This window comes from Leekyejoonella antrihumi (genome assembly GCF_007845645.1).
Classification (GTDB): Bacteria; Actinomycetota; Actinomycetes; order Actinomycetales; family Dermatophilaceae; genus Leekyejoonella; species Leekyejoonella antrihumi.
Genome location: NZ_VCQV01000007.1, coordinates 15,596 through 32,790, shown reverse-complemented (window position 1 = coordinate 32,790; position 17,195 = coordinate 15,596). Strand labels below are relative to the sequence as shown.

Annotated in this window: 11 protein-coding genes; 4 read left to right on the top strand and 7 right to left on the bottom strand. The window is 69.2% G+C overall.

The window, feature by feature from the left end; genetic code table 11:
- Nucleotides 1-38: 38 nt before the first annotated feature.
- Complete coding sequence (locus tag FGL98_RS06865) at nt 39-1,202, top strand: acyltransferase family protein (RefSeq protein WP_146315999.1); 1,164 nt, start codon at nt 39-41, stop codon at nt 1,200-1,202.
- On the opposite strand, the gene FGL98_RS06860 is transcribed toward FGL98_RS06865, so the two are convergent.
- Nucleotides 1,105-5,058 carry an alpha-(1->3)-arabinofuranosyltransferase domain-containing protein gene (locus FGL98_RS06860; RefSeq protein WP_146315998.1) on the bottom strand — a complete coding sequence of 1,318 codons (3,954 nt, stop codon included), beginning with the start codon at nt 5,056-5,058 and terminating at the stop codon, nt 1,105-1,107. The two genes, FGL98_RS06865 and FGL98_RS06860, sit on opposite strands and share 98 nt — an antisense overlap.
- Nucleotides 5,055-5,765 carry a class I SAM-dependent methyltransferase gene (locus FGL98_RS06855; RefSeq protein WP_146315997.1) on the bottom strand — a complete coding sequence of 237 codons (711 nt, stop codon included), beginning with the start codon at nt 5,763-5,765 and terminating at the stop codon, nt 5,055-5,057. The genes FGL98_RS06860 and FGL98_RS06855 overlap by 4 nt, the downstream gene beginning before the upstream one ends.
- Before the next feature lie 158 nt (nt 5,766-5,923).
- Here FGL98_RS06855 and FGL98_RS06850 point away from each other — a divergent pair, with 158 nt between their 5' ends.
- The 3 genes from FGL98_RS06850 (at nt 5,924) to FGL98_RS06840 (ending at nt 8,871) form a co-directional block, all read left to right on the top strand.
- On the top strand, nt 5,924-7,153 hold the full coding sequence (locus FGL98_RS06850; protein WP_246136410.1) for a glycosyltransferase family 4 protein: 1,230 nt from the start codon (nt 5,924-5,926) through the stop codon (nt 7,151-7,153).
- Nucleotides 7,154-7,968: 815 nt separating this feature from the next.
- Nucleotides 7,969-8,181 carry a hypothetical protein gene (locus FGL98_RS06845; RefSeq protein ID WP_146315996.1) on the top strand — a complete coding sequence of 71 codons (213 nt, stop codon included), beginning with the start codon at nt 7,969-7,971 and terminating at the stop codon, nt 8,179-8,181.
- A gap of 150 nt (nt 8,182-8,331) precedes the next feature.
- Entirely contained in the window at nt 8,332-8,871 is a 540-nt protein-coding gene (locus tag FGL98_RS06840) for a hypothetical protein (RefSeq protein ID WP_222432041.1), read from the top strand.
- A gap of 78 nt (nt 8,872-8,949) precedes the next feature.
- On the opposite strand, the gene FGL98_RS25295 is transcribed toward FGL98_RS06840, so the two are convergent.
- The 5 genes from FGL98_RS25295 to FGL98_RS06820 all read right to left on the bottom strand — a co-directional run bounded on the left by FGL98_RS25295 (nt 8,950) and on the right by FGL98_RS06820 (nt 17,076).
- On the bottom strand, nt 8,950-9,102 hold the full coding sequence (locus FGL98_RS25295) for a hypothetical protein (RefSeq protein WP_186526023.1): 153 nt from the start codon (nt 9,100-9,102) through the stop codon (nt 8,950-8,952).
- Nucleotides 9,103-9,211: 109 nt separating this feature from the next.
- Nucleotides 9,212-10,975 (bottom strand): MmpA family trehalose lipid delivery protein, encoded by a 1,764-nt coding sequence (locus FGL98_RS06835; protein ID WP_146315994.1) that lies wholly within the window; start codon nt 10,973-10,975, stop codon nt 9,212-9,214.
- Nucleotides 10,972-12,060: a glycosyltransferase family 4 protein gene (locus tag FGL98_RS06830; protein WP_246136409.1), complete on the bottom strand. Its 1,089-nt coding sequence runs from the start codon at nt 12,058-12,060 to the stop codon at nt 10,972-10,974. Before FGL98_RS06830 ends, FGL98_RS06835 begins: the two co-directional genes overlap by 4 nt.
- Nucleotides 12,057-12,914 (bottom strand): glycosyltransferase family 2 protein, encoded by an 858-nt coding sequence (locus FGL98_RS06825; protein WP_146315993.1) that lies wholly within the window; start codon nt 12,912-12,914, stop codon nt 12,057-12,059. Before FGL98_RS06825 ends, FGL98_RS06830 begins: the two co-directional genes overlap by 4 nt.
- A complete protein-coding gene (locus FGL98_RS06820) occupies nt 12,907-17,076 on the bottom strand; it encodes an alpha-(1->3)-arabinofuranosyltransferase domain-containing protein (RefSeq protein ID WP_146315992.1) in 4,170 nt (1,389 codons plus the stop codon). Before FGL98_RS06820 ends, FGL98_RS06825 begins: the two co-directional genes overlap by 8 nt.
- Between the last annotated feature and the right edge of the window lie 119 nt (nt 17,077-17,195).

Sequence of the window (17,195 nt, the reverse complement as noted above, 5' to 3'; positions counted from 1 at the left end):
GGGCAACAACGCGCTGCACGGCAGCCGGAGGGGTCCAGATGGCGCGGTTTCGGCTGATCGACGGCCTGCGCGCGGTGGCCGCCGCCCTGGTGCTGCTCACCCATGTGGCGTTTTGGACCGGCGCCGCGAACACGGACTTCTCCGGTGGATTGCTGGCCCGCGCCGACAGCGGTGTCGCGGTCTTCTTCGCCATCTCGGCGTTCTTGCTGCTGCGCCCCTGGATCCGCGCCGGATCCGCTCACGGCGGTCATCCGTCCGTCCGCACGTACGCACTGCGCCGAGCGGTCCGGATCCTGCCCGCCTACTGGCTGACCCTCGCCGCGGTCCTCGTCGTGGCCGCGCTGGCTCCGGGTCGCACCGGCGGGGCGGGGTCGCCCGGCAAGATCGTGCTGCACGCTCTGCTGCTCCAGGGCTACACGACGCAGGACTACCAGTCCTTCACCCAGACCTGGAGCCTCACCACCGAGGTCACCTTCTACGTCTTCGTCCCGGTGATCGGTGTCCTGCTGGGTCGGCTGGCCCGACGCGGTGCCGTGCGGGTGTATGCGGTGCTGCTCGGTGCGGTCGGGGTCGGCCTGGCCGCTCAAGGACTGGCGGCGCAGTGGTCCGGGTCCGCACCGCACGGTGGCGGCAGCGTTCTCGCAACCAGCGTGCTCGGCCACCTGGCGTGGTTCGCCGCCGGCGCCGCGGTCGCCGTCGGTTCGGTCGGGGTTGTGCCGCGTCTGGGTCCCACGGCCGACCGCTGGTGGCGCACCGTCGGCGGGAGCCCGGCCACCCTGGTCGGCCTCGCGGCGCTGCTCTACCTGGTCGCGTCGAGCTCGCTGGCCGGTCCACGCGGCCTGGTCACACCGACGGTGACGGAGGCCGTGGTCAAGGAGGGCCTCTACACGCTGATCGCGCTCACCCTGCTCCTGGCCGCTCGGTGGGCACCCGAGTCGCCGGTGTCGAGGGCTGTTGCCGCCTCCCCCGCCACGCGCTGGCTGGGGGACATCTCCTACGGCGTCTTCCTGTGGCACGTGCTCATCCTGCAGATCATCTATCTGCTGACCGGATGGCCACTGTTCAGTGGGGGTTTCGCCTGGGTTTTGTGCGCGGTCGTGTCGCTCAGCATTCTGGTCGCGTGGGCATCGGCGACGCTGCTGGAGCAACCGTTGCTTGATCGGGTGCATCGCCGACCACGAGTCCCCGAGCCAGCGCCGTGAGCGTGATGGTGCCGAGCAGCTGACCGGCGATAGCACCGCCGGACTGTGCTGCGACGACACCGAATCCAGCCAGGGCGACCCCCGCTATGACCAGCGCTGCGGCGGCCACCGGCGCGAGCCGGCGTCGCGGGATCAGGTGCACGGCGATGCCAACGAGCGCGCCGGCCCAGCCGGAGGCCAGCCAGCCGACCGCCACGGTGAGCACGACACCGCCAACCAGTCGCCAGGCTGGGCTGACCGTGATGGCACGAGTCGATCGCTTCGGTTCGACCGCGCCGATCGTCTTCCGGCGTCCGGCCAACGCATACCCGTAGGCGAACAGCAGCAGGATCGCGGCGACCAGACCCGCCAGCAGCCCGAGCCGGTGGTCCCGGGTCGGCGCGAAGGTCAGCGTCACGGTCTGGGCGGTGGTGCCCGGCACGGTGAAGCCCTGCCGCCAGCCATCGACCTCGGTGGCAGCCAGATCGCGCCCGTCGCTCGACGTGGCCTGCCAACCCGCGTTGAAGCCCTCGTCGAGGGCGACGACCGCGGGTGCGCCCGGGCCTACCTGAATCACCCGGCGACTCGGCGACGACGAGCGGACCGCGGTCGAGCGAGGCGCGGGTTCGGCGGCCACCCGGCTGCTTCGGAGATAGGCCAGCTCCGTCTGCAGTCCGGATCCGGGCACGAAGTCGATCTCGTGCGTGCCCCCAGGAACGGTCAGAACCTGCGGGCCGGGGCACAGGTCGGGCTCCACCAGCGCGCCGGAGAGCAACGCAGCGCGAGTGGTCTGCAACCGCAGCGGGGTGTCGCCCCCGCCGTCGACCTTGATGCCGCCGACCCGACCGCAGCCGAGCACAACCGTCGGGGAAAACGGATGTGGGGCACCGAGGATCCGGATCTCCGGTGCTCGCCAGGTGCCCGTCGAGGTCGACGGCTGCAGCGAGATCGTCACCTTCCTGGTCGTCACCGCGCGGATGTGACCGCCGTGCGGCCCAACCGCAGTGGACCTGCCCCCCGCAGCGACCCGCAGACCGGAGAGTGGGTCCCCGCCGCTCACCGAGACCCCGCGGACCACGGTCGGTTCCGGGAGGGTCACCGTCAGGGTGGGCGACTGGTCACTTGCCGGCACGAGCCAGTGGGTCTTGGGGTTGCCGTCGAACGTCGCACCCGGCCGGTTGCTGGGGTCCTGGTCGACCACGCTCGATCCGGACACCACCCACGGCGCGTCGAGCGTCGCATCCAGGGCCGTGCCCCACGCCGGACGCAACCACACCTGCGCGCCGAAGGTGCCGGAACGGGTGAAGGTCAGCTGCCTGCGCAGCACCGGGCCGTCGTCGCCCTGGCGGGGATCCTGCGAGCGCTGCCGTGGGTCCCGGTGCAGGAGGATCGACTGGCTCACCGGGTCGACCCGCTGCGGGATACCGATGACGTCGCCCAGGTGCGCGCCAGGCACCGCCAGCCCGCTCAGGCCCATCACAGGGTCGGACACGCCGGCGCTGGCATGCAACGACACGACGATCGCGCCGGCCGAGGTCGGCGGGACGCGCACGGTGAGCGAGGTCCGGGCGCCGACCTGCACGGTGCGGCGCACCCCACCAACCTGGACGTCGACGCTCTGCGGCAGGTCCACTCCGCGGCCGTGCGCGAGCTGAACCCGCACCGAGGACACTCTCACCGTTGGCTTGAGGGTCAAGGAAAGGCGCGCCGTGCTCTCGTGGTCGCCGGTGAGCCAGGACGTCGACGGGTCGCCGTCGAAGACCGCGGCCGGCCCAGAGCCGGCTCCGATGTACGCGGCGGCGAACGGGTCGGCACCGGACGAGGAAACCCGCAACGAGGCCATCCCCGTCAGCACCCGCGCGGGCTGGGTGGCTGGATCACCGGAAGGCGGCAGGCCGAGCGCACCTATTCGGGTCGGCTCAGTGCTGCCTCGCGTGAGGGTTGGGCCATTCGCGACATCGTTCGGCACGCCGTTGTTGTAGGCCTGCCAGGGCAGTGAGTCGGTGATGACCTGGGCGCTGGCGCTCGCCGGGCCGGTCAGCAGGTCGACCGCCTGCAGGTGGGTCACCACCCCTGCGGCGAGCAGGTCGAAGATTGCCTCCGGGCCGCCGGCAACACTCACCGTCGAGTCGAGGTCATAAGTTTGCGCACCGCCACCCACGGTCGTCACATCCCACAGGGTCAGGGTGCCTCCCCCGCTGCCGATCGTCTGCGCGAGGTGGAAGCCTGGCGAGCTGCGCAACGTCTGCTCGACCAACTTCCACGGCTGCGCCCCGACCGAGCTCGCCAGGTCGCGGCGCACCACGATACGGGCGATCCCCATCCGGGCCAGTCCCGCAGCCAGTGCCGGCTGTGGTTCACCAGAGGCGGCCAGGGTGTCGGCCACGTCGAGGATCCGGGTGGATCCGGGGATGCCCAGCGGAGCCGAGGCGCGCGTGACGACCGGCGACGTCGCCAGGGCAGACAGCGGCTCGTCGGTCGGGTTGCCCCACGTGTAGGTGGCCGTGCGGGCGTTGGGCAGCAGCAGGGTCGCTCCCCCGTGGACAGCGGCCGCGGCATCCACATCGTGCGCCGCGGTCGTCCAGGTCTGCGGGATGGCACGGTATCCGCCGGGATCGGCCTCGCGCCCCTGCCACAGCGGGGTCAGCGACGCACCGACGAGCACGGCGAGCGCACCGGCCGCCAGCCGGACGCGCAGCCGGGGAGCGGCGACAAGCCGCTGGGCCAGTGCCGCAAGCCCGAGCACCAGGGGCAGCCGGATCAGCGGATCCGCCTTGTGCACGTTGCGCAGGGCCGCGAGCGGCCCATCGAGCAGGGCCTGCACCTGGGTGCTGATCGGGCTGCCGATCACCCCTGCGTGACCGATCACCATGAACAGGGTTCCCGCGAGCAGCGAGGTGAGCGCGAACGAGACGACGTGGTCCCGGCGGCGGCGCAGCAGGCCCCAGGCGCCGGCGGCGGCGACCGCGCAGGTCGCCACGATCGCGGTGATCGACTGGGCGATCACCCAGCCGGCCTGCCACGTCGGATGGTCGGAGCGGTCGAGGATGTAGGCGATCCAGTCGGAGGCGCCGCGCAGGACGTTGGGCACCGACGTCACTGCAGTGGTGATGCGCGCGGTCTCGATGAAGTCCAGGAACGGGTAGGCGTAGCGGCCGAGCACGACGAGCGGCAGCAGCCACCACAGCGCGCCGAGGATCACCCCGGGCAGCCACCAGCGCACGATCCGGCGTCGCCCGACCGGATGGGTGACCAGGTAGCAGAACGGGACGACCAGGACCACCGCCGAGGCCGTCGCGTTGACCCCGCCCAGACACACCGCCAGCAGCCCACCCCCCGCGGCCGCCCGCAGGAGGCGCCGACGATCCGCGGTGCTGTCGGTGAGCCCGTGCGCGGCCAGCACCAGCCAGGGTGTCAGCGCCAGCGGCCAGGCCTCGATCGAGATCTCCGAGAGCACCGTCAGCACCCTGGGAGACAGTGCGTAGGCGGCACCGGCGAGAACGGCGACGCCCGGCCCCGCAACGCCCAGGCGCCGGACCAGCCGCTCCATCCCGGTGAACGCCGTGACCAGCAGGATCATCCACCAGACCCGCTGGGCCGCCCAGCCCGGCATACCCAGGCCGTGACAGACGCCGAAGACCGGCCCCATCGGGAAGAGGTAGCCGTAGGCCTGATTCTGCAGCTCCCCCAGCCCGGCATGGGAGTTCCAGGCATCCAGTGAGCGGCCCAGATAGCGCCACGGCGACACGGTGAGGTCGAGCTTGGTGTCCGGTTGCGTGTAGCCCGGCGCGATGAGCCACGGCAGCACCGCCACCGCGACGACGGCGAGCAACCGGCGCAGCCTCGCCCGATCGGCCTCGAGGGACGATGCGGTCATTTCCGCCGGAGGATCAGCAGCAGGTTCCACGTCACGATCTCCCGCAGACCCGGCACCCGCAGCAGGTGCTCGGCACCGTCCGGCAGGTAGCGAGGGCGGGCGGCCAGCACGTCCACGTCCTGTCTGCTTCGTGCCCAGCGCAGACCCTGATCGACGCTGACCCGGAAGAGAGTGTCGTCGATCCGGTTCTTCGGCGGGTGCCCCTCCCGCCGACTGTAACGGGCGGCGGCGCGCTCGCCACCCAGCCAGTGCCAGGGCGACGTCTCGTGGCCGCCCCAGGGCGACAGCCAGTTCGTGTAGGAGAGAAACACCAGGCCACCGGGCCGCACGACGCGCACCATCTCGTCGGCAACCTCCTCGGGTTCCGCGACGTGCTCGAGAAGGTTGCTGCTGAACACCACGTCGACGCTTCGGTCGGCCAGCGGCAGCCGCTCGGCCTCCGCGACCAGTCCCCCGCGCCGCACCGAGGGCACGGCGGGGTCCTTGTCGAGTGGCACGTACCGGGCGCCGACGTCCCCGAACGCTCTGGCGAACTCTGCGGGTCCGGCGCCGACGTCGAGCACGATGCGATCCTGCAGCGCGGTCCACTCTCGAAGTAGCGCGACCGAGTCAGCGGCCAGCGCTCCGTAGAAGACCTCGGGGCGACTCTGCTCCAGGGTGAACGCCCGAAAGAGACGCACCGAACGCATGATTCCGCGCCCGCTCATGTCACTGGTCTCTTCGCGACAATCGGCGCGTGCCCGCAAGACCGATCCTCGTCGCACAAAACTCCCATGGCGCTCGTGTTACCTCCGAGTAACAGATGGCGCTACTCTAACAGCCAGACAGCCTCAGACTTCCTATCCAGGCTGCTGAAGGAGACTACGTGCACACCGAAGGCAGAGCCGAGGCGCCATGCCCGATTCGAGTGCTCTACCTCTCCTGGAGGGACCAGGAAAACCCTGAGGCGGGCGGGTCGGAAACCTTCGCGGAGCGAACCTCCGAGGTCCTTGCCGAGCTCGGCAACGAGGTCACCCTGTTCACCAGCGCGTTTCCCGGCGCACAGCCGGAGACCACCCACGGTCACGTCCGCGTGGTCCGCCGCGGCGGCCGGTTCACCTGTTATCTGCGTGGTCTGGCCCATGTCGCCCGCCACGGCAGCGACTACGACGTGATCATCGACGTCCAGAACGGCGTGCCGTTCTGGTCACCGCTGACCTCGCGCGTCCCCGTCGTCAACCTCGTGCACCATGTGCACCGCGACCAGTGGGGCGTCATCTTCGGACCACGGGTCGCCCGGTTCGGCTGGTTCCTCGAGTCCAAGGTGGCGCCCCGCGTCTACCGAAAGAGCCGGTACGTCACCGTCTCCCAGGCCACCCGCACCGACCTGGACGACCTCGGCATCGCACCCCACCGGGTCGACCTGGTCTACAACGGCAACGACCTGCCCACCAGCCCCCCGAACGTACCGCTGACGACGCACCCCTCCATCGTCGTGCTCGGTCGGCTCGTCCCGCACAAGCAGGTCGAGATCGCCATCGACATCCTGGCCGCGCTCGGCGAGCAGCACCCCGATCTCCGCCTCGACATCGTCGGCACCGGATACTGGCACGACGACCTCGTCGAGCATGCTGCACGCTGCGGAGTCACCGACCGTGTGCAGTTCCACGGCTTCGTGGAGGAGTCGACCAAGCATGAGATCCTCGCACGGTCCTGGCTCATGCTGCTGCCGTCGCACAAGGAGGGGTGGGGGTTGACCATCGTCGAGGCAGGCCTGCACGGCACGCCGGCGCTGGCCTTCGCGCACGCCGGTGGCCCGAGCGAGTCGATCATGGATGGCCTCACCGGAGTGCTGTGCAATGACGTGCCCGACATGCAGCAGCAGGTGAATGCGCTGCTGGCCGATCACGGCACTCGACAGGGGCTGGGTGAGGCAGCACGGCAGCACGCGCGCAGCTTCGACTGGCACGACAGCGGGCTTCGCCTGGAGGCCACCTTGCGGTCGGTCCTCAATCTGCCGCACCGGGCTGTCCCCGAGACACCATCGGATGTGGTGCCCGCCGCCGAGGTGGACCTGGAGGACCTGGAGCAGGACCTCGAGCCGCTGCCGCGCTGAGTGACGGTGCCAGCCAACCCTGGCGGGGTGGTCGGGCCACTGGATCGCGTAGCTGTCGAGGCTGCCGTTGTTGAGTCGGGCATACCGAAACTGCTCACGGACGATACCGGCGTTGCCCATGGCCCATCCGGGGAGCGGCTCAAGGTCTGGCGGGTTTGCTCGATGTTCACGGTTTGACCACCGCGCACCGTTCTCGTCCGCGATTGCCCGCGCCGAGAGGTCATCGACGAGGACGTCGGCAAAGCGAAAGTCGTCACCGCGCTCCACGATCCGATCGCACGCCAGCGCGAGCACCCCGGCGGTTCCGCAGCATCGGCCGCTGTTGTCCCAAAAGCCCGGCCGGATCCGAGTCGGAAGCCCAGAATGTGTGATCGTGCGCCAGCAGCGGTCACCCAAGTCGGCCCAGGCGGAATCAATGCCCAGGGTCCCGTGGGCAATGTGGTGCGATCGCGGCGGCGCCGGCCAAACCGAAGTACAACGAGCAGTCCTCCAGGGTGTCGACCGCTGCCGCCAGCCCATCCGCGCCAGTGGCGGCGGCGCGCACATAGCGCGCCTGTCACCGAAGTGCTCGGCCGCCTCCTGCAACGCGAGCACCACACCCGCCTGCCCGTGGTAGAGCGACGAGTCTTCCGCATCAGCATGTCCGTTGACCAGCCACTCGACCGATAGCCGCGCCAGGCTCACGGCCTCTTCGGCGACGCACCATGCTGTCAGGCACACACTGCAGCGCCGTAAGTCGATCGGCCTGCGGGCACCGTTTGATGTGTGCGAGGTGCCATTGGAGCAAACATGGCGTACCTGTCACCCGTGAGGTCATGACGTTGCCTCCTTCCGCCCGCGAACTGACCAGCAAGGAGTGGCAGCTGGTGGAACGGGCCCGCTCCACGATTGACGCGAACACCGACGCTGGGCCAGACGAAGACTGCGTGCGCAGCGTCCTGGTCACCGACCTGATGCCGCTCGCAGCGCAATGGACCGTCGATGGAGGTACGCAGACCTACGATCTGGTGATGTTCACCGATCAATGAGAGCGCCCGGCACGACAGTGTGGGAGTCTCGACGGCATGCCCATACGAGTTCCGCTCGAACGTTCTCCAGAAGAGCAGGCCGAGGAGGCGACGTTTCAAGCACTCTATGGTGCCTGGTCGCCGATGGAACCGAGTCGGTTCGCGCAGGAAATGAATGGCTTCGATCGACCGTGGTGGGTCGTCGGTGGGTGGGCGATCGAAGCAGCCACCGGGTACCGGCGACAGCATGAGGACACCGACGTCTCCATCCTGACCTGCGACGTGCCCGCCTTCGTGGAGTTCATGAAGGGTCGGTGGCACGTCTGGAACAACGTCGGCGGAGTCTTGCATCCGCTCGGTGGACGATGGGCCACGATCGATGAGCCCCGTAGCCAGCTGTGGCTCCGCGCGGACTCGGCGTCGCCCTGGATCGTGGACATGCCCCTGACCCCCGACGCCGACGGACTGTGGACGAACAAGTTCCTGCCTGGGCACGTCGCCCCCGTCGAGAGCGTCACCTGGACCGCTGCTGACGGCATCCGATACCTCCTCCCCGAGATCGTGCTTGCCTACAAGGCCCGACTACGCCGTCCCAAGGACGAGCCCGACTTCGAGGCCACCCTGCCAGTGCTCGATGATCAGCGGCGAGCGCGGCTGCGGGAAGCGCTGGCAGCGCTCGTGCCAGACCATCACTGGATCGGTCGGCTGTGACTCGGACATCGCGACGAGGGCCCTGACGAATTCGTCAGGGCCCCGTTGCGGTGTGGATCCAAGTGTTCGGCGCGCGCCCTACTGGCCGTAGGTGATCGTCGACTTGTAGGTCTGCGGCTGGCTGACCGAGTTCTGCTGGGCGATCAGCCCAAAGATGGACACGCAGGCAAGCACCGCACCAATGAGCGCTCCCCCGATGTTGAACGCAATCTTCGTGGTGCCTTGGTTCATCCGGCCTTCACCTCGTTCGTCCCGGTTCCACTTTGTCAGTGGTACCCGCCCACCCGAGCGGCAGCCAGGTACTCGGCCGTCAGCATAGCAAGATTTACCCTCCAGTAGGTTATCCGGCGCGGGAACCCTTTCGACGCGGCGCCCGACCCCTTCCGGCGCCGCCGGCAACACGAGTGGCGGCCACGACCAGCAGCGCCAGGATCCCACCGACCAGTCCGAGGTAGCGGTACCACCCCGACGGGCCGGCGACCGGGTGCGACGGGGCGCCAATGTCATACAGGGCCAGGCCGGTGGCCCGGTCGACGAGGCGGGCGCCGGACAGGTCGGGCATGCCGGGCCGGGTCGGCTGATCGGTCTCGACCAGCACATAGCGCACACCGGCCCGATGCAACGCCTGGGTCACGCCGCGCTTGTCGGCCAGCGCCGTCGTCACCGCTCGTGCCGCAAGGCTCTCGCCCTGGACCACCTCATGGGCCAGCGGGAGGTCGTCGTTGACCAGCACCGACCGCTGCACCAGGCGCTGCCACGGGTCGAGCACGACCCAGTTGCCATCCCACGCATACTGCCGGTACTGCGTCCACGGGAAGGCCGCGACACCTCCCGGGGGTAGCGCCGAGATGTCGTCTGCGAGGCGTTGGTAGGACTGTGGGTACTCGACCGCACGCCATCGTCCTTGCGCGCCCCAGATCATCCCGGACAAGGTGGCCACCGGCCAGAGCATGATGACCACCGCGAGCACCCCGACGCCCGCGCGATCCGCACCGACTCGCGCTCCTGCGGCGCGGAGCCGTTCGACGGTCAGACCGGTGGCGACCGCCAGCACCAGGGCCCAGACCCCCACGAACTTCTGGGAGTCCCGCAGCAGCCCACCCCCGGGCACGTCGGTGACGACCCACGTCATCAGATCGCTTCCCCCGGGCAGGGAGCTCGCCGCGGCAACCACCAGGGAGAGCACACCCGCGACGGCAAGACCGGCGGTGGCCGGCACGCGCCGCCAACTCGTGGTTCGCGCCGCGACCAGGACGGACCCAAGGGCCGCTGCCAGCGCGACCCCGGACACCACCCAGGACGACCGCTCGGCGAACCACACGTCTTGGTTCCAGATGCCACCGGTCGTGACCAGCGACAGCACGACGCCCCATGGGGTGTCGGCTCGCGACATGAAGGCCTGCACCCCGAGCGGGTCACCGCTCTCCGACGGGGCAACGAACAGGAACGGAAACCACCACGGCGCGTTGGCCAGCAGGAAGATGCCGATCGTCCATACCAAGTCGAGCACGCGGTCCCGGGTCGCCCGGACCGATTGCCCCGGCACCAGCAGCACACACAGGACCACCAGCAGACCGAGGACCGCTCCGGTGGATCCGGTGAGTGCAACCAGCACCAGCCACAGCCCGAGACGGAACCGGCCGCGTGGCAAGCCTTCTCGGCAGGCACCCGCTGCCGAGGCGAGGAAGGGCAGGACGGCGTAACCCAGCAGGAACGCCCAGTGACCGATCCCCAACCGCTCACCCAGATAGGGGTTCCACGCGGCGACAATGGCGGCCGCAGCCGCTCCCCACCGCGACCGCATCAGACCGCCTACCCCGGCACCGACGAGCACGAACACCGCCACCAGGAGAACCTTTTGGACGACCCATCCGGACGCCAGGTGCGAGAGCAGCGCAACGACAAGGTCGTTGGGGACGGCCCGCGGGACCGACCCGTCAACCCCGAGCGTACGCCCGCCAAGGGCCAGGTGGGGCACGAACACCATGTCGTAGAACAGCAGGTAGCCCGGGCGCAGCGCCGGACCGAGGGCGAGTACCGCGCACCCCAGGCCGACGAGTCCGCCGACGGATCGCGGGCTGAGCCGCAGGCTCCGGGAGGTCATCGGTGGTGCTGGGCCTCGGTGGCGGCGAAGGCGTCGCCGATCCGTTGACACTGTGTCGTCAGGTCGTGGTCGGCGAGCATCCGAGCCCGGTTGGCTGCGCCGACGTCGGCGCGCAGCCGGTCGTTCGTCAGGAAGGTCACCAGCCCCTCGGCGAGCGCCTCGGCGTCGTCGTCGACCAGCACGTTTGGCGGCAGCACCGCCTCGTCATTGGTGCCACAGCGCGTCGTGACCACGGGCAGTCCGCAGGCCTGCGCCTCGAGGTAGGCCAGCCCCAGCTGCTCGGTCCACTTCCAGGTTGGCCGTGGTGCGGTGCAGAACACGGCCGCCGAGCGCAGCAGGTCGGCCACTCCGTCGGCATCCAGCTGCCCGCTCAGGCTGACCCCACGACCGGAGTCGGCCGCGGCCCGCTCGACCATCGGGCGCAACGGGCCCTGCCCCGCCACGACGAGCGTCGCGTCCGGGACCGAGCGCCGCACGATCCGCATCGCATCCAGCACCCGGTCGATCCCCTTGTTGGGTGCAAGCGGGGAGGTGAAGACCACCCGGGGTTCGGCGGCCGGTCGCCCGGCCGGGGAGAAGACGCGAGTGTCCACACCCGGCTTCACCACGCGGATACGCTCGTCATCAAAGTTGTTGACCAGCAGGTGCTCTCGCGCTGCGTTGACCATGCACAGCAGCAGGTCGGCGTCTCGGCACGAGTTCATCGCCTGCTTGTAGGGCGGGACCCGGTAGAGCGGCTGGTCGGCCAGGTTCTCCCAGGTGATGACCGCCTGCAGGGGCCGACGACTTCCCCGATTGCGCCACCGGCTCGCCTGCCCGGTGACGAGCGAGCACAGCTCCAGGGTCGTCACCCAGTCGTAGGTGTCGGGATCCTGCTGGTCCAGTCCCCTCACCCAGGCCAGGGCGCCCGCCTCGACGAATCTGCGGATCGGGCGGCGATAGTCGCTGGGCACCCACGTCAGGTCTCCGAACGGCTCCTGCGCGGCGAGGGCGGTGACCTCGGTCCCGGGCATCCGTGTCATCCAGTAGAGCTCACGTCGAGCTCGCTGGTCCGGGAGGGACACCCACAGCATCCGTCGGGTCACTGAGCGGGCCTCTGGGAGGGCCGATCACGACGGGATGCCTGATCACGACGCCCCCTGCGAGCGCCCAGGACGTAGGCGCCGGCCTCGAGTCCCCGCAGCACGACCATTCCCGCAGTATGCACCGGATCCCGTAGCAGGTCGGATCGGTGGCTGACGTAGGCCCGGATGAGGGCTCCGCCCTGCGATCGGACGGCCCCATCGTGCGCATCCGCCAACGACGGGATGCTGCGACCGTAGTAGTAGCGCTTGCGCAGCACATCTTCGAGAGTCAGGCGGCCCTCGTCATGGTCGATCATTGTCGGCGCGAACTCGACTCGCTTGCCCGCCTCGCGCAGCCGCATACGCAGGTCGGTGTCTTCCAGTCCAGTCATCTCCAGGTTGAACGCGTGCTCGCCGGTGAGCAGTTCACGTCGCACCAGGCGAGGGTTGTTCAACCACAGCTGGTCGACGTAGCAGGCACGCTCCAGGGCACGGCAGGCCGTCCAGAACCCCTCTCCGATAGTGCGTTCCGGCAGGGACACCGCCGCTGCGTCGTGGTGCAGCGCCGTGCGAACGGCGGCCGCGACACCGTCCGCGGGCAGCACCATGTCGCTGTCCACCCACAGCACCCATTCACCCCGTGCGTGCTCGATGCCCAGATTCCGCTGCGCCGACCGCTCCGGGCCTCCGCTCAGCACCTTGTCCGCGAGACCTTCAGCAATCTCGACCGTGTCGTCCGTGCTCGTATTGTCGACGACGAGCAGCTCGATCCGCGCATAGGTCTGCGCCCGGACGGAGGCCAGACAGTCGCGAATCGTCCTCGTGTTGTTTCGGGTCGGCACGATCACGGATACCAACGGCGTCGAGTCACTCATTGTGGTCCTCCTGTGTCGAGTGCTGTCCTCGCGACCCCCGTGGTCGACCCCGGCCGCGCAGGGCTCCGGTGAGGGCGATCACCAGGCCCGCACCGGCAAGGTAGTGCGGCCACATGCTCTTGTAGACACCGTAGGCGCTGACCTGCCCACGCAGGTCACCCAGCACGAGGAGGTAGACCACCGCCGAGGCGAGGACCAGCGCCGCACCGGCGACCTGCAACCACCACGACGGCACCCTGCGCCATCGCAGCAGGGCCACCATGGCCACTGCGGCGACCAGGCCCGCCCAGCCGACGGTGAACGCAGCCAGCAGCACGAGCACGAGCTCCGTGACCGTCCTGGGTAGGCCGGGCAACAAGCCGGCCACCGGCTGGTCCCGCTCGTCGGGCACCGCGTCGAGGTCGAAGATGGTGCGGCGGACCCCGCCCATCACGATCAGGAACACCGCGAGGAGGAGGGTCGCCAGCGAGATCCCGATCGCGACGTTTGCCGTGGTCTGCGGCGTGTAACGGATCTTGACGGTGTAGTGGCCGGCCTTCGGCAGGATCCATCCCACGGAATACCCGTCGATGATCTGGGGTGGGCCGAGGTCCTTGCCGTTCGCCGTCGCCTGCCAGCGTGGGTCGTAGCTCTGACTGATGACCACCGCGGCGCTGCCCTGGCTGGTCAATGAGATCGTCTTGGCCGAGCTGCCGTCGTGGGTGACGCGGTAGACGGGCGCGGTCGGTGCCGCGCTCGTCTTGGACTGCACGTCTGTGAATGCCAGACTGTCCACGGTGAACCCGGGAGCCTGTTCAATGCGCCGTTCACCGGCCTGCAGGGTCAGCGTGCCGCACCCGACCCAGCTCGTGCCCTGGTCGTCCGCCCCGGCAAGCTGACTGGTGGTGGGCCGCATGCGCACCGGCTGGCCGTCGACCGTGGCCACGGTCAGACACCGGCGGTCCGATCCGGTCACCGCGTCCTGCGGCCCCGGTGTTGTCGGCTTCATCGTCAGGCCCGTGGCAATCGAGACGAAGCGAGCGGGCACGCCCTTCAGGGGGCCGCTGATCCGGTCGATCGTGACGCGCACGGTCTTGCCCGTGTGCGCCGGGAAGTGCAGTGTCGTCTTGCCGCCCGGCTTGACATCACCGCTGGTGACCTTCTTGCCGTCAATGCTCACGCTGACCCGTTGCGCCCACAAGGTGTTCTTCCCGGACGTGTCACCGGGGCCGTGCTGCTGGTCGATCGTCACCGCTCGGATGGTCCGGGTTGGACCTGCCAGCTGCCACCAGGCGCCCTTCATCGGTCCTCCGGGCACCCAGGCCGTCCCCGGCTTGCCGTCCGCGGCCATCGATGCCCGCTCGTCCGCCAGGTGGAAGTAGAAGTCCGATGAGGTGGCCGTGATGCTGCGCGGGAGGCCCGCCACGTCGTCGTAGGCCTGCTCGAGAGAGCCGTCCACGCGGGCCGTGGCGGCCGTGGTGAAGGTGCGCTGGTCGGGCAGGGACACCAGGCGACGCAGTCCGGTCTCGGTGTCATCTCCGGGTGACGGGGTGTTCTGCACGCGACTCAGCAGCACATCCAACGGTGTCTCGTCGAAACGCGCCTTCTCGGCCGGACTCATCGCCTGATACCGCTGGTCGAAGGTCGTCGGCGTGCGGGCCGTGCCGACCGCTCGTGGACCCGCCATCTGGATGTCTCGGATTCCCACCAGGTTGCCGCCACCCCCGCGCTGTGAGTCGATCGTGGCGGTGACGGTCGACGCGCTGACACCGCCGATGTCGAAGGTGGCGTAGCCGGAGTCCGGGAGCTGCTGGGTCACCGTCTTGTGGCCGACGCGCACCGTGACGTTGCCGATCTTGGAAGCCCCGGAGCTGGTCTGGGCGATCCTGATCTTGTCGAACGTGACCGGGCTCGGTTCGTGGATCGTCAGGACCTGCCCGGCCGCCCGGTGGAAGTCGCCGAACAACCAGGCCGACTGCGGGTCGTCGTCGAGGGCGTTTGCGGGGACGCCGTAGGGCATGGCGAAGAACGCACTGCCCTCGGACGTCGCCGACACCGTCGCGCCCGAGCGAACCAGCACGGTCTGATCCTCGGGGTTGGTGCCGAGGGTGCGCATGTCGGGAGCAGACTGATTCGCGGTGAGCAGGGCCCCTTCACCAGCAGTCAGCCGGTTGGGGATGGCCGCACGGCGCGCGTTCGTATCGGTGAGGACCAGCGTGTGCTGGCCACCGAGATAGCTCGACACTCCCCCCGCGGGGACGTTCTGTGCGTACTGGAAGGTCGGCGTGCCCTTCAGCAGGCCGGCAGCGGACATCTCCGGCACGGCCCACCCATCTCCCGCGACAAGCAGAGAGTTCTTGGTGGCCTCGGCACGGACCGACGTCGTCGCATCCTTCACCTGGTAGACCTGCAGTGGCGGCAGCAACGACTCCTGCTCGCTGTACCCATCGGGCACACCGTTCGAGACGAACTCCCCGGGCGAACCGTAGTTTGCCTGCCCGCGTAGCCCAGGGTCATTGCTCAACGTCTGGCTGGTGGCCGCCGGTCGCGCGCCGCCGGCGTCCTCCCAGTTCGTGTCGTGCCGCAACAGGATCTGGTCGGAACCGAGGTATCTCGCATAGTCGGAGATCGTCGAGGGCGGGACGACACCGTCCTGCAGCGTGTCATCCATCGACATCAGGAAGTTGCCACCGGGCGCGGACGCGTTGGGGGTCGTCTCCGGAATGATCGCGGTGCGCGTCAGCAGCGAGTTCGCCACGTCGTCCGGACGCTGAGCGGTCCACCGGTAGGACGGCGCGACCTGCCCGGGCAGGAACAGCACGCTGGACTGGGGATTGCCCTGGTTCAGCGCGTCGGCCGCCTGGTGCCAGTAGCCGGGAACGTCCATCTGCGACGTATAGAGCCGGTTGGTCAGTGCCGGGAGGGTCCAGGCGAACAGCAGCGAGAAACCGACCGCCCACACCACGGGGGTCGCCCCGTCTCGGCGCATCAGTCGCGGACCGAGTCGCACCGCGGCGGCGCCGATGGCCAGCGCAAAACCGAGGGCCAGCAGCGCGCCGATCTTGTTGGTGGTGCGGAAGGCACCCATCCCGGGCAGGTGCAGGAACCACACCAACAGATGCCCGAACGGTGAGGCCGGGTCGTTCTCGCTCGGGAACGCACCAACCATGACCACGGCGGCGACGGCGACCAGCGCCGTGACGAGTCCCCGCAGCAGACCCCTGCACCAACGCAAGGCAACCAGTCCGAGGGTCGGCCACAGCATGGTCAGCATGATGATCATCGGACTGGTGACGTAGACCGCGTCCTCCGGCACCCATGCGGCGCCGCTTCCCTGACCGTAGAGCGGCCACATCCCCAGACCGCGCAGCACCTCCGTGAAGGACGAGACCTGGGCGATGCTGCTGATGGTCTCCGACGTGTTGACGATCTGGGTGCCGTGGCTCAGCGCCGCGGCGGACGGGACCAGCCAGTAGATCGAGACCCCGATCACGAACAGCGCACACCTGGCCAGCACCCCCAGGATGTGCCGCCAGCTCATGCCCCAGTCGAGGCGGGCGAAGATCATCAGCGGAATCAGCGCCACGAGCTCGAAGATGGGCACCACCGCGACGTTCATCCCGGACATCGCAAAGAAGACCAGCCCGAAGACCGCCGGCCACACCCAGCACCGCCACGCCCGCCATCCACCGCTTTGGCGCAGTGCCCGCACGAAGGCGATCAGCAACCACGGGAAGAGCGCGTAGGGCAGCAGGATCGCCAGGGTGCTCCCGGCCTGCACGGAGTAGGGGTTGGCCAGGTAGAGCACACCGACCGCGAGCCCGGCCCAGCGACCGGCCCTCGACGTCAGCGCCCGCAGCAACCGGGCGGCACCCCACGCGGCCAGCATCCACAGGGTGAAGTGAAAGACCTTGAATGCCCACTCCGGCGACAGCCCGACCCCCCGCAGCGCACCGGTCACGAGGAGCACGGGCACCAGCCCGACGTTGTAGCTCGCCGACCCCAGGTAGGGCGTCGCCGTCCACGCCGACAGGTACTGACCGAACATGTGCCACGGTGCGAGATACACCTCGGGCTTGACATCGGTGTAGAAGCTGCCGAGCCCGTTGAGAGCAACGATGAGGGCCAGTAGGACGGACAGCCCGGCAACGGTCGAGCGGAAAGTCGTGACGTGTCGGCGCAAGGCGTGGAACTCCGCGAATGTCGTGGTCTCACGCCGGGCACGGCGCGTCGGTCAATGCGCGAACCAATATAACCCGTATATAACTGATCAGTAACATTGCACCTCGACCGGGTCACCGA

Bases quoted from the DNA above. Each gene is read 5' to 3' on its own strand.
- FGL98_RS06845 (WP_146315996.1), top strand. From the start codon at position 7,969: ATGACGTTGCCTCCTTCCGCCCGCGAACTGACCAGCAAGGAGTGGCAG.
- FGL98_RS06855 (WP_146315997.1), bottom strand. From the start codon at position 5,765: ATGAGCGGGCGCGGAATCATGCGTTCGGTGCGTCTCTTTCGGGCGTTC.
- FGL98_RS06825 (WP_146315993.1), bottom strand. From the start codon at position 12,914: ATGAGTGACTCGACGCCGTTGGTATCCGTGATCGTGCCGACCCGAAAC.
- FGL98_RS06865 (WP_146315999.1), top strand. From the start codon at position 39: ATGGCGCGGTTTCGGCTGATCGACGGCCTGCGCGCGGTGGCCGCCGCC.
- FGL98_RS06860 (WP_146315998.1), bottom strand. From the start codon at position 5,058: ATGACCGCATCGTCCCTCGAGGCCGATCGGGCGAGGCTGCGCCGGTTG.
- FGL98_RS06840 (WP_222432041.1), top strand. From the start codon at position 8,332: ATGAATGGCTTCGATCGACCGTGGTGGGTCGTCGGTGGGTGGGCGATC.
- FGL98_RS25295 (WP_186526023.1), bottom strand. From the start codon at position 9,102: ATGAACCAAGGCACCACGAAGATTGCGTTCAACATCGGGGGAGCGCTC.
- FGL98_RS06835 (WP_146315994.1), bottom strand. From the start codon at position 10,975: ATGACCTCCCGGAGCCTGCGGCTCAGCCCGCGATCCGTCGGCGGACTC.